Raw genomic sequence first — 13,303 nt, 5'->3', positions numbered from 1 at the left:
TGTTTCCCCCTTTAGCTGAATCGCTTCATCTGGAACCAATAAATGAGGTATTGAACGACACCCATTCCGATTAGTAAAATGATAGGAAAATAAGGAATGTGGTGTAAATAAGCGGTAAGCGCAATGCCGATCGGAATCGCGAAGGCAAAGAAGATATACACTTTCCTCGTCGCCTTGAACGTCAGCCACTGCATCCCCTCATCTTCTTCCCGCAGCTCCATCGGGATCACGCTCGGTTTGATCCGATTTCCCGGATGCCGTCTGTTATATATTGGAATGATCGCCATCATGATGAGGATCGGAATCCCGAGCACCATGGAATCCACCACGAGCCAATCCGGGATATGGTCCGCATAATGATCTCCCAACATGATGATCCCAAGGCCAATGATGAGAACGGCATTGAACAATGGTGACTGAAATATCTTCTTTAACATGAACCTCTCTCCTCTTCCAAGCGAAATATCTCTTCAACCGGAACATTAAATGCGTGTGCAATCTTCAGAGCCAGCGTGATGGATGGTGCATAATCCCCTTTTTCGATCAATCCGATCGTCTGTCTGGTGACGCCGATTCGGTCAGCCAGATCCTGCTGGGTAAACCGGAACCTGGCACGCAATTCACGAACAGAATTATTTAGCATCTACCATTTTTCTCCTTTTATGGATTTATTACCTTAAATGTAAGGTATCCTTTGCATTATGTATAGGATGTTTTACTTTATTTGTAAAATGGACATTTTATTGTGGCGGAATTGTTAATAAATGTATTTGAGGGTTGACTTGGGAAGTTTTAGAAAAAAGAAGTGGGACCTGTGAAGAAAATAAACGATAGCTATGCGCACTCCATTCAATAGATAGTCAATGAAAAAGAGAGGTGAGTCACTCTTTCTTGACTCACCTCTCTTCTCTAACTCTTCGCCATCCACTCATAGCTGACCACCCCATGAACAACGTCGAAACCGGCAGCCCTATACAGGTTTATGGCCTGGTGATTCTTCTTGCTGACACAAAGGGTGATGTCGGCAATTTCATCGTGATGGTAAAGCTTTTGGATAGAAGCTTTGACTAGTTGTGTCCCAATCCCCTGTTTCCGGTACAAAGGGGAAACCGCAATAAATTCAATATCTCCTTCTCCGTGCTCTGGATTCGCCTCGATATAGGAATAGCCTTTTATTTGCTGACTTCCATCCTTCATAATGAGAAGTTGATTGTGTTGATCGGAAAGTAAACCTAGAATGTCGTCAGCACTGTAATATGCGCCCGGAAAGGCGGAATGATGAAGCTCTGAAAAGGACTCCTTGAAATGAAGGGAAAAAGGTTCAACTTCACAAGAATCGAATAAATTATGATGCTCTCGCTTTACTTTAAGAATGAGATGTTCACCCTTCTCTACGGCTTTTATATCATAAAGGAACTCCTTGGCTTGTTCATTTTCTTCATTAATAAAAAAATAGATTCTCTCTAATCGTTTTTCAAGTGAAGAAAGCAGCCTTTTCATAAGTTCACTGGCTATGTTGATCCAATCTTCCTCTTCATCCACGAAAGGTCCCCAAGCTTCCGCACTTTGATCTTCCAAGTCGATATCAAACCCCAGTGCGCCAATCATTTGCTCATCCCGGTATGCAACAAGGAAGGACTTGGATGCGCCCAAATCGGAAAAATCCGTCTCTAATGAGTCAAGAATCTCACTTGCCTTCTCCCCGCAGTACCCTATATGATGCTGTGATTGATTGTTCTTCTTTTCAATAAACCGGGAGAGCTGTTCAAGGCTGACAGGCGGTTGAATGGTTATTTGCATGGTACATCATACCTCCTTAAGAGCCGTAGGGACAGGCCACCTTTTTTTCGGGGCCAAGGTACCGGTCCCCATGGAACCTAGAGTTTTTTTGCAAAAGACAGCCCTTTTTCTTTCAGATTTTCATTCAGAATACGCACTGCTTTCGGTCCTACTCCATGAATCTTCAGGATATCGGATTCCGACACGCTGGTAAACTGCTCGAGGCGGTAAAATCCGGCTTGATGAAGCCCACGGTTCGCGGGCTTACTGATTTTAGGCAGTTCACTTTCTGGTGTTAAGTTATTGGTCATGTCCCTATCCCCTTTCTTTTCTTTTATCTTGCAATACAACTAAATCGAATGCTTCTGTTTAGTATAAGTATTCTCCCTAAATTGTGCTGTTCCTTTATTTCAAGGCACAAAAAAGAGCTGCCACAAGACAGCTCTTTAAGACAATATTTACTCCAGGGCAGGTGCAGGCTTCCCCGCTTCGATCAACACTTGGTCGCGGCCCAGCATGACAGAAAGCAGGATGGTCAATACGCCTGTTCCGATGAGGAGCCATTCAATGGCGATGATATCGGCTAATGGTCCGAATATCAGCATGCCAATCGGCATCATCGAAGTGGAGATCATCCCCATGACCCCAAAGACTCTTCCCAAGTAATTCTCTTCGATTTTCTCCTGCAGCAGCACCATTGTCGGTGTATTGAAAATCGGCATGGCGATTCCGAATAATGCCATGAAGACGAGATAGAACCAAAAGACCGGAACGATACCAAGAGCAAAGGTACAGAATCCCATAATCAGACTTGAGAATGTCATCGTGGCAATCTTATTTTTAAACCCGCCCCAGGAAGCAATGATGGCTCCACCTGCCATCATCCCGATGGAAAAGGCAATTTCGATGGCTGTCAGTCTCCAAATATCGTCCCCGAAGCTCCGAGTGACCTGCAGCGGAGTCAGAAAGGCCGCAGGTGCCATCAGAACAAAGAAAATGGAGAAGAACAGGAAGAACTTCTTCAGGAATCCATGGCTGTTGACATATTGCAAGCCTTGCTTGAAGTCACTGAAGTAGCTTGTTGTTTGTTTCTCTGCTGCCTTCTCATGCACCGAGATTTTTAAGAAGGCCAGCAGTGTGATAATTGCAATCGCTGCTGTAATGACATCGATGAAGAAGATGATTTCAATTGATGCCATCCCAAGTAAAGCCGCACTGACCATTGGGGACACAAACATAATGACAGCTTGAATGCTTCCATTTGCCCCGTTCACCTTCGTCAGCTTTTCCTTCGGGACGATCTGCGGCAAGATCGCACCGACAGCAGGAGTCTGAATCCCGGTTCCAAGTGCACGGACCGCTGCCATGACAAACAGCAGCCAGATCGAATCGTATCCCATTAAGAAAAGAATCGCGAGAACCAGCGTCGAAGTCGCGATCAGTCCATCCGATAACACAATCAGCAGTTTCCGATTATAGCGATCCGCCCAGACACCCGCAACCGGAGACAGGAGGAAGGTCGGGATAAATCCGCAAATGATGAACAACGTCATCATCAACCCGGACTCCGTCTCTAACGTGATATGCCACATGATCGCGTATTGTACCAGGGACGACCCGAATAACGAGATCGTCTGACTGCTTAGAAAAAGAATGATATTCCTTAACCAATCTTCCTTTTGATTTACTTTATTCATTTCCCACCAACTCATTTCTATTATAATTACTATAAAAATAAGCCTTGCCTACTTGTTATTTTTAAGACACAAAAAAGAGGAGACTCCTCCCCTCTTTAAAAATACCGACAAATACAGGTTTTCTTAAAAATAGACAGATCAATCCCATTGCTCTGGACATAGGCAGAGCCTTCAAACGTATTCAATTAACGAGTGAAAAGCGGGAAACGCAATCTGATTGATGCTGTCAACAGGAAAACCTCCATTTCATGTATAAGTAAGATAATCATAGCAAAGGACCCTTGCCCGCGCAATTGTTTTTTTGGTAGCCTGCCAGGGATTCGTAAGCTTTGGGAACGGACTTCTACCTGTCGATTTACTGGGACATTCCAAGCTTCAGGAGCTTGCCACTTTATACTTCTCCAAATAATCCTTCAAGGAATCAAGATCCTTCGCGCAAGCCTTTTTGAATGTACCCGCCATCAATTTACCGAACCATTTTGACAGGCCGGTCAGCCCCTTGATTTCACCAAGCAACGTCACTTCCGTTTGATCACCTGTTGAAGCAAGCAAATAGGTGAATACAAATTCTCCTTTGCCTGTCGTACCCTTCGTACCGTCGCATCGCAGAACAATTTTATCAGGTGCTCTAAGCTCCACTACCTCAAAAAGTTCCGAGGCCTCTTTGCCGAACATCTTTCTCGTTTCCTTCCACTCACTGCCTTCACGGAGTGGTCCTTCATCCATCCTCTCTATTCTTACTAATCCTTTCATCCAGTGTTCAGCAGAATCAAGGTCCAATAGACCCGTATATGCTTCTTCTTTTGAAACATGAAAGCTTCTTTTTACTTCAAAAGGGATACTCAAAACGAATGACCTCCTATTAAATCTTGCTTCTCAATAGATTTGACAACTTTGTCTTATTTCCTTCTTTTATTGGTTATTAGAGAGTTGGGACAGTTGGATGTTAAAATTCACCATTCTTAGAAGCTTCACGCTTTCAATAAAAATTCCAATCTATTATAATGATAATTAAGAATTATTATAATTATCACACTATTTTTGGTGATAATTTCTTCACTCTAATCTTTGAAAACAGGAAGGTGAATCGTAATGGAAAACCAAAATCGCCCTGATCAAAAGGATCACTCAGCAGCATCGGGAGAATGTCCTTTCACCCATCACAAAGATAGCGCCATCACAACAACGACTGCTCCTGGTGGTACGACGAACAAAGACTGGTGGCCGAACATGTTGAATTTGAACATCCTTCGCCAGCATGACACGAAGTCGAACCCAATGGGAGAAGACTTCAACTATAAAGAAGAATTCTCGAAGCTTGATTATGACGCCCTGAAGCAGGATCTTCACAATCTGATGACGGACAGCCAGGACTGGTGGCCTGCGGACTACGGACACTATGGTCCATTCTTCATCCGGATGTCTTGGCACGCAGCAGGTACATACCGCGAAACGGACGGTCGCGGAGGCGGTTCGTCAGGTGCACAACGCTTTGCGCCGCTGAACAGCTGGCCGGATAACGTCAACCTTGATAAAGCCCGCCGCCTGTTATGGCCGATCAAACAAAAGTATGGGAACAAGATTTCATGGGCGGACTTACTTGTCCTGACAGGGAACGTCGCCCTTGAATCCATGGGCTTGAAGACATTCGGATTCGGTGCAGGACGCGAAGATATCTGGCATCCTGAGGAAGATGTGTATTGGGGGAATGAGAAGGAGTGGCTGGCCGACAATCGTTATTCCGGCGATCGTGAGCTTGAAAATCCACTCGCTGCCGTTCAGATGGGTCTCATCTACGTCAATCCTGAAGGACCGAACGGAGAGCCGGATCCACTGGGAAGTGCCCGTGATATCCGCGATACATTCGGACGCATGGGGATGAACGACTATGAAACGGTGGCCCTTGTTGCAGGTGGTCACACATTCGGGAAAGCCCACGGAGCCGGCGACGCTTCTCTTGTAGGTGACGATCCGGAAGCCGCGGACATTGAAAATCAAGGATTCGGCTGGATCAGTTCACACGGAAGCGGAAAAGGCCGCGACACGATTTCGAGCGGTGTCGATGGTGCCTGGACGACGAATCCAACGAAATGGGACAACGGCTACTTCGACCTCCTGTTCGGCTATGAGTGGGAGAAAACGAAGAGTGCTGCAGGCGCATCCCAATGGGCACCTGTCGGCATGACGGAAGAACATATGGCACCTGATGCCGAGGACCCGTCCATCAAAGTGAAGACGATGATGACGACGGCCGACATGGCACTCCGCATGGACCCGGACTATGAAAAGATTTCCCGTCATTTCCATGAGAATCCGGACGAGTTCGCCGATGCCTTCTCCCGTGCCTGGTTCAAGCTCCTTCACCGTGACATGGGTCCGAAAGCGAGATACTGGGGTCCAGAAGTTCCACAAGAAGACCTGATCTGGCAGGATCCAGTTCCGGCGGTGGATTATGATTTATCGGATAGCGAAGTGGCTTCGTTAAAAGAAAAGATCCTTGAGACTGGCTTAACCGTGAGCGAGCTCGTGAAAACCGCTTGGGCATCCGCAAGCACATACCGCGGTTCCGATATGCGCGGTGGCGCGAACGGTGCACGCATCCGTCTTGCTCCTCAGAAAGATTGGGAAGCGAATGAACCACAGCAGCTTGAGAAAGTTCTTGGAGTGTACGAGGATCTTCAAAGCAAGCTTGATAAAAAAGTCAGCCTTGCGGATCTGATTGTGTTAGGTGGAAACGCAGCCATAGAAAAAGCCGCCAAGGATGCAGGCTTTGACGTAACCGTTCCATTCTCACCTGGCCGCGGGGATGCAACCGCCGAGCAGACCGACGCTGAAAACTTCGGTGTACTCGAGCCGGTGTCAGACGGATTCCGCAACTATCAGAAACAGGAATATGCCGTCAGCCCGGAAGAAATGCTTGTGGATAAATCACAGCTGTTAGGACTGACTGCCCCTGAGATGACCGTTCTTATAGGCGGTATGCGTGCCCTCGGCGCCAACCACGGTGATTCGAAACACGGCATCTTCACGGAACGCGTCGGTGCATTGACGAACGACTTCTTCGTGAACCTGCTGGATATGGGCATCGAATGGAAACCGGCAGGATTCAACCAATATGAAGGCCGCGACCGCAAGACGGGTGAAGTGGTTCGTACAGCTTCACGCTTTGACCTCGTGTTCGGTTCCAACTCCGTCCTTCGTGCTGTTGCAGAAGTGTATGCACAGGATGATAATCAAGAGAAATTTGTCCGTGACTTTGTTGCCGCTTGGGTGAAGGTGATGGATGCGGATCGGTTTGATTTAAGAAACTAGAGATATAAAAAGCACGCCTCTCCATTTAAGGGTGAGGCGTGCTTTTTGATGTGACAGTTGTAAAGATTTTTCGAGAAAGGAGCATTTATTAATTTTTTTAGGGTCATAAGTTTCGTAATCCATTCAACAAGCGCTATATCCTTACAACAATAAACCGTTGTGGGTACTCAACGTGCTTCAAACGAGCTGCTTAAACACAACTCTTCTAAACTATACATTTCATATACCTTAAAAAGGCTCTAATGCCCCTCACTCAAAGACCTCTCGATATCCCCGATCTCAGGCAGGGCCGTCATCGCTCCTTTAGTAGAGATTGCTAGCGCCCCCGAAACACTCGCAAACCTGGCGATCCTCTCTAAATCCTCTTTGGTAAGAGCTTCAAGGTCCTTATCCCATTGATTCAACTGATATAATACTCCGGACATATACGCATCCCCCGCCCCCGTTGTATCAACAACCTCGATTCTCATCGCCGGGACCTTTACATATTCATTACCCCGGAATACATAGCTGCCATCAGATCCCAGGGTGACGAAGATAAGATCAATCTCATATTGCATTAGGGCTTCAATACCAGCCAGGACCTCTTCCCGGCCAGTCAGAAATGCTAATTCTTCCTCGGAAATCTTCAGTATATTCGTATGATTCAGCATGGAATGAATGATGTCACGTGCTTGTTGCTCACTTTCCCATAAGTTCATCCGTAGATTCGGGTCATAGGACACGAGCATTCCATTGTCTTTAGCCAAATGTACGGCTTTCATCGTTGCCTTCCTGGCCGTTTCGTGAATCGTGGAAATGGAGCCGAGATGGAGAATGGCATGTTCCATAAAGGGCTCTTCATTAACCTCGGTGTCTTTCAGCAATTGATCTGCACTTGGTTGAATATAGAATTCAAAACTCCTCTCCCCAGTCTCGGAAAGAGTGACGAATACAGCACCGGTTCTCGCTTCTTTTGTCAAAATCATCGACGATGTTTCAACATGATAATCATTCAGTACGTCCCGTAAAAATCTTCCAAGGAGGTCATCACCGACCTTCCCTAAGAAGGAGGATTTGCCACCCAATCTCGAAACTCCAACCGCCACATTGGCAGGAGCTCCACCGGGGCACTTTTGATAAATGGTATTCTCCTTGTCCATGGGAATGAAATCAACCAGTGACTCTCCTAAACATATGACACCTTCTTTCTTATTCATACATAGCACCGTCCTCATTGGCTTCACCCTTTTTAACGAGACTGATAGATGATAAGTCGTAAAGTGTCCCCATGACCCCGCTAACGGATAGGCTGGTAATCTGGTCGATAAAGAACCTGCTGGTAAAGACCGTTTCCCCCTCATCACAGAAAATCTCGATACTGGATGCGTCTACGTACATCCTGATTTTTTGGGATAGACCGGTTTGACGGAGGGCATATCGTTTCGTTCCATACTTTTCAGCATATACATGCGTTGTATTGGAACGATCAAGACAGTACTCCTGACCATCTGAAGAAAACATCAATGTATCACCCTCATCATTCGAAATGATGATTTGAAAGCTGTCTTCGAGGTCCCCTTCCAGTTCAAATGACGAGCTGTTTAACTCCATTGATCCCTTCACTTCTCGGGAAGACCTCCTCAATCTTCTTAACTCCTCGACAGGCTCCTGTCGAACTTTATTGCCATGGATCGTTAAGACCCGCGGGATGGTCAGCATATGTGCCCATCCGTTCCGGTCGGTTGGATACTCGCTTTTCGAATTGCCCAACCATCCCAGGAGGATCCTTCTCCCTTGATCATCTAAATACGTTTGAGGAGCATAAAAGTCGAACCCTTTATCCATCTCGATGAACCCATTATGATGGAATGTCATGTCTGTTACATCCAGTGGATCTCCAACGATATACACGACTGAGAACACATTTTTCAAATCATATTTAGTTTCCGATGTTACACCCTGCGGGGAAAAGATGAGTACGCCCTTGTCTTCTGTCTCATAATAATTCGGGCACTCCCACATATAACCGAAGGGCATCCCCAATCCGAGTTCTACATCCCCAGCATAGGAGAATTCTTCGAGGGATTTCCCATGATACACTGCTATCGTTCCATCTCCCTCAATGGTTTCAGCACCAACCAGCATATAATGATCACTGCCCCTGCTGAAAAGAATAGGGTCGCGGAAATGGTGGGTATGCTTCTTGGGATCCCGATTGACGATCACGCCCTTTTTCACGATTCCCCCATTTTTCTCCACCGTGGCGTAGCATTGCGTTTGTTCGAACACCCCGTCCTGCACCATTCGATTCCCTGTGTAGTACAGGTAGACTTGATCATCGAGCTGAAAGCTGCTTCCAGAGTAGCAGCCATGGGAATCATAGTCCTGATCCGGATAGAGAGCGACCCCATGATCCGTATAATGAACGAAATCCTTCGTAGACACGTGATACCAATGCTTCAATCCATGGACAGGACCCAGAGGGAACCATTGATAAAAGAAATGGTGCTCTCCTTGATGCTGATATAATCCATTGGGATCATTGAGCAATCCGTGGTGAGGGGCGATATGATACCTGGGATAAAAAGCATCTCCTTTAGCCATTGCGTCAAGCTCTGTCAGAAAGGTATCCGATACCTCATCCATCCTAACGAATCTGTTTCTTCTATTTGAAAAATCCAACATGATTGTACTGACTCCTTTAGTATGAAAATAAGAAAGGAAGGGTCTTATTCCTCCCCCCATCCTTCGTTTTATTTATTTCGTTTCTGCTTTTTTCTCTCGATAAGCGAATTTCGTTACAATGAAAGAGGTCGATAAGGCCACGAGCATGACAAGGATATAGAGGAACAGTCCATCCCCGATATAAAGCAGCATCCCAGGTATCATGGAAGATCCCGTCCCGGCTGCTGCAATTCCTAAAATCGATGCGAGTCCTCCACCGACTGCCCCACCTAAACATCCATACAAGAATGGTGAGCCCTTCGGTAGATTAATAGCAAACATGACGGGTTCCGTGATGCCAAAGAATGCAGGAAAAACAGAACCCAGCATGGTTGAGCGCTTGATGCGATCTTTAATGGACAGAACCACCGCTAAACCTGCTCCTGCTTGACCCGCAATGGCTGCAGTACCAATCGGGTTAATAATGTCATAGCCTGTTTCAGCAACCATTTTAACCGTGACAGGTACAATCGTGTGGTGCATGCCTGTAATGGCAAGGAATTGTATTGCTCCCCCGTAAATCAAACCTCCCAATCCCAGGGGCAGCTCGAAGAAATACATGATGATGTCCGTTAATATATTCTCGACGGTTAAGATAAAAGGACCCACTAACACAAGACCGAGAATTAATGAAGTAAGTAATGTCAAAAATGGAGTCACGATTAGATCGAGCATTTCAGGGACCCATTTACGAAAGAATCGCTCCAACCTTGCAGCTAACCAACCGATGAACACAGCAGGCAGAATGGAACTCTGCATCCCAGTAATCGTCAAGTCCAAACCAAAAAATGAAAGGACTAATGGTTCAACATCCCCAAAGGAAACGGCCCACTTGTCTGGTAATTGCGGCGCAACCAGCATCAACCCGAGAACAATCCCGATGACCGGTGTCCCCCCAAACTTCTTCATGGCTGACCATGTCACCAATACCGGAATAAACACAAATGCCGTATCCGTGAGGACTTGAGATAAAATGACCCATTCATCCGTTAATTCCATCCCGAAACCGTTGATCAATAATCCTCTGAGCCCCATCAATAGACCCGTCGCAATCAATACGGGAATAATCGGGATGAAAATATCCGCCAGTGAGCGGACCACCTGTTGAAGTGGAGAGAGCTTCTTGTTTGCTGCCTCTTTATAATCACCTTCTTCAATCCCCTGCTTCGTCAGCTCATCATATACCTTATTGACAAACCCCGTTCCGAGAATGACTTGATGCTGCCCGTTTTGATAAAAGTACCCATTCACTCCTTCTATGTTCTCGATTGTCTCCTTCTGCAGGTGATCATCCTCTTTTAGAACTACTCTCAGTCTTGTTGCACAATGGGCCATGCTTTGAATATTCTCTTTTCCACCTAATGCGTTCAGCACTTCTCCAGCTACTTTTTTAACATCCCTGGCCATTTTTTCTCCCCCTTTTTACTATGTTTCTCATCCAAATGAACGAATATCTAAATTTGAAACGTTTCAAATTTATAATAAAAAATATATTCATGTAAACAAACATTTTTGAAACGTTTCAAAAATGTTCTAAAATTAAAATGCTTCTCACAAGCATTTTAAATGAAAACGTTTTCTGATGCTTATTTTAAAATGGTTTTATCTCTTAGTCAAGGCTTTTTTGTAGAATTACCTTCAAAATAGTTTACAGGCAGAACCACTTTGGAATTGACTTTACTTCCGGCAATGATATTTAGAAGCTCTGTCACAGACCTTTTGGCCATCTCTTCAATCGGCTGCCGGATCGTAGAATGCGTGAGGAGAGCATCCTTGCTCATTCTGGCCCCATCGTATCCGATCACTTGGACATCTTCGGGCACCTGACGCCCCATTTCTTTCAGTACATTCATCACAATAGCTGCCCATTTATCATTCATAGCAAAAACCCCGTCTATGTAAGGATGAACGTCAAGAAATTGTCGAATCTCTCTTTCCAGGTCTTCTACCGGTTCATTCAATATTAAAAAAGTAGTCTTTGTACGCTGTTTCTCTAAATATTCTTGAAACCCTTTACTCCTCAGCATGGATTCATTCTCTATCTCTGAAACACTTCCCATATAAGCGCAGTGCTGACACCCTCTATCAACAAGCACTTGCGCTGCCAGCTGTCCCCCTGCATAGTTGTCACTGGAAATTGTGACTACATCTTCCGTAAAGTGCCGGTCGATACTGACAAGGGGCAAGGTACTGGAAATATATTGATCGATCACCTTGCTATACGTGATCGCCACAATCCCATCAATCTTATTTTTCTCCAGCATCGTTATATAGTTGATCTCACGTTCCGCATCATTTTGTGAATTGCAAAGGAGTGTCTTATATCCCTTTTGTGAAAACTCCCTCTCCACATGGTAAGCAAACTCTGAATAAAAGGGATGCCAGATAGTAGGGATGATCAATGCAATCGTCTTGGACTGCTGAGTCTTGAAATTCCTTGCCGCTTCATTTGGCTGAAAATTCAGTTCAGCGATGGCCTTTTCAACCTTCTTCCTCGTCGATTCCTTGATACCGCCTTTATTATTTACAAATCTTGATACAGTACCGACCGCCACTCCTGCCTTCTTGGCCACATCCTTCATCGTTGCCATCCATCATCGCTTCCCTTCTTACAAAATCCATTTAAGTATAGCAGATACCCCCGCATCTTTACTATTTGGCCCTGCAGGAGACTTCATTTTTTGTTAAAATTTCATTCATACTTTAGCCATATTATTCCTCTATAATGATGACTCGCCGAAAAAACGGCGCAGCAAATAGTAGTTGGAGGAGATAAAAATGAAAAAAACCATTGGAGTACTTGCGACCGGTGTCCTACTTCTGACAGCCATTCATCCCGTCACAGAAAGGGTAAAAGAAGCTCAAGCATCTGAGACTATGAGCTCTGGATCTTTGCAGCTTGCGGAAATGAACGATTTCTTCGCAGGAAATCAAGTTGACAAGCAATCCTACATTCACTCCTTCATCCCGAAGAATTCTAAGAAAGCCCCCGTTGTCATGATCCCTGGATTGGGCCTCGGAGCCAACATCTATGAAAGCACCCCGGATGGTGAAAACGGGTGGGCCTATTCCTTCGCAGACGCAGGCCATCCTGTTTATACCGTCGACACACATGATCTATCGAGTGCTGGATTAACGGAGGAAGAAGCTTTGGCATCCTTATCTCGCTGGGATTCAGAAAGCATCTGGCCACGATGGGGTCTCGGCTCTGCACCTGCCACCCCATATCCAGATGGACAATTTCCGGCAGACTATTTCCATGAATTCTATGAATCGATCCCGATGCAGATCAAAGACACATCTGCCGGTGAAGCGACAGGAGTAAAAGCCGGTGGAGGATCCCGTGCCGACCAGCAGGAAGTCGGGAATATGATTGCCTTATTAGAAAGAACCGGACCATCCATCCTGCTTGTTCATTCCATGGGGGGAGAAATTGGATACGAAGTGGCCAGACAGCGTCCGGACCTGGTCGAAGGCATCATCGCCATTGAGCCTGTGGGATCTCCGACGGACCCGGAAGAAGTGAAGGAAGTTTTCGCTGACATCCCTTATCTCGGCGTATACGGGGACTACCTTGAATCCCGCAATCAAGTATCCAGAATGGAAGCAGTGCAGGAAACGGTCGATTTAATCAGCGGCTACAAGGGGAAGGCAGAGCTTATTCGACTGACGGAAGAAGGCATTGATGGCAACTCCCACCTTATGATGCTGGACAAAAATAGTGAGGTCATTTCAGAGAAAATCCTGCAGTGGCTCAAAGAAAATCACATTGGCCAATCATGACATTCATGCATCATGATTTTCGGTAG

12 protein-coding genes are annotated in these 13,303 nt (G+C 45.8%); 2 read left to right on the top strand and 10 right to left on the bottom strand.

Annotation, left to right across the window (positions count from 1 at the left end):
- Positions 1-11: 11 nt before the first annotated feature.
- The 6 genes from TV75_RS10225 to TV75_RS10200 all read right to left on the bottom strand — a co-directional run bounded on the left by TV75_RS10225 (position 12) and on the right by TV75_RS10200 (position 4,322).
- Positions 12-437, bottom strand: coding sequence for a hypothetical protein (locus tag TV75_RS10225; protein ID WP_044338654.1), 426 nt, complete (start codon positions 435-437; stop codon positions 12-14).
- The gene (locus TV75_RS10220) at positions 431-643 is read right to left on the bottom strand and encodes a helix-turn-helix transcriptional regulator (RefSeq protein WP_044338653.1); all 213 of its coding nucleotides are present in this window, start codon (positions 641-643) and stop codon (positions 431-433) included. The genes TV75_RS10225 and TV75_RS10220 overlap by 7 nt, the downstream gene beginning before the upstream one ends.
- Positions 644-909: 266 nt before the next feature.
- Positions 910-1,800: a GNAT family N-acetyltransferase gene (locus tag TV75_RS10215; RefSeq protein ID WP_044338652.1), complete on the bottom strand. Its 891-nt coding sequence runs from the start codon at positions 1,798-1,800 to the stop codon at positions 910-912.
- A 77-nt stretch (positions 1,801-1,877) separates the two neighbouring features.
- Complete coding sequence (locus TV75_RS10210) at positions 1,878-2,090, bottom strand: hypothetical protein (protein WP_044338651.1); 213 nt, start codon at positions 2,088-2,090, stop codon at positions 1,878-1,880.
- A 147-nt stretch (positions 2,091-2,237) separates the two neighbouring features.
- Positions 2,238-3,476 carry an MFS transporter gene (locus TV75_RS10205; RefSeq protein ID WP_044338650.1) on the bottom strand — a complete coding sequence of 413 codons (1,239 nt, stop codon included), beginning with the start codon at positions 3,474-3,476 and terminating at the stop codon, positions 2,238-2,240.
- A gap of 375 nt (positions 3,477-3,851) precedes the next feature.
- Positions 3,852-4,322: an SRPBCC family protein gene (locus tag TV75_RS10200; protein ID WP_044338649.1), complete on the bottom strand. Its 471-nt coding sequence runs from the start codon at positions 4,320-4,322 to the stop codon at positions 3,852-3,854.
- A gap of 246 nt (positions 4,323-4,568) precedes the next feature.
- On the opposite strand from TV75_RS10200, the gene katG reads away from it, so the two are divergent.
- A complete protein-coding gene (katG, locus tag TV75_RS10195; RefSeq protein WP_044338648.1) occupies positions 4,569-6,788 on the top strand; it encodes a catalase/peroxidase HPI in 2,220 nt (739 codons plus the stop codon).
- Between the two features lie 239 nt (positions 6,789-7,027).
- Here katG and TV75_RS10190 read toward each other — a convergent pair whose 3' ends face one another.
- From TV75_RS10190 to TV75_RS10175, 4 genes are all read right to left on the bottom strand, one after another.
- A complete protein-coding gene (locus TV75_RS10190; protein WP_044338647.1) occupies positions 7,028-7,987 on the bottom strand; it encodes an aminoimidazole riboside kinase in 960 nt (319 codons plus the stop codon).
- Positions 7,980-9,455, bottom strand: coding sequence for a sucrose-6-phosphate hydrolase (locus TV75_RS10185; RefSeq protein ID WP_253275509.1), 1,476 nt, complete (start codon positions 9,453-9,455; stop codon positions 7,980-7,982). The genes TV75_RS10190 and TV75_RS10185 overlap by 8 nt, the downstream gene beginning before the upstream one ends.
- A gap of 72 nt (positions 9,456-9,527) precedes the next feature.
- A complete protein-coding gene (locus TV75_RS10180; protein WP_044338646.1) occupies positions 9,528-10,901 on the bottom strand; it encodes a PTS transporter subunit EIIC in 1,374 nt (457 codons plus the stop codon).
- A 206-nt stretch (positions 10,902-11,107) separates the two neighbouring features.
- Positions 11,108-12,085: a LacI family DNA-binding transcriptional regulator gene (locus tag TV75_RS10175; RefSeq protein WP_044338645.1), complete on the bottom strand. Its 978-nt coding sequence runs from the start codon at positions 12,083-12,085 to the stop codon at positions 11,108-11,110.
- Between the two features lie 187 nt (positions 12,086-12,272).
- On the opposite strand from TV75_RS10175, the gene TV75_RS10170 reads away from it, so the two are divergent.
- Positions 12,273-13,277, top strand: coding sequence for a hypothetical protein (locus tag TV75_RS10170; protein ID WP_052504517.1), 1,005 nt, complete (start codon positions 12,273-12,275; stop codon positions 13,275-13,277).
- Positions 13,278-13,303: the final 26 nt, after the last annotated feature.

This window comes from Rossellomorea aquimaris, from assembly GCF_000935355.1.
Taxonomy (GTDB): Bacteria; Bacillota; Bacilli; order Bacillales; family Bacillaceae_B; genus Rossellomorea; species Rossellomorea aquimaris_B.
The sequence above is the reverse complement of the archived record's forward strand: the minus strand, read 5'-3'. Positions and strand labels throughout refer to the sequence as shown.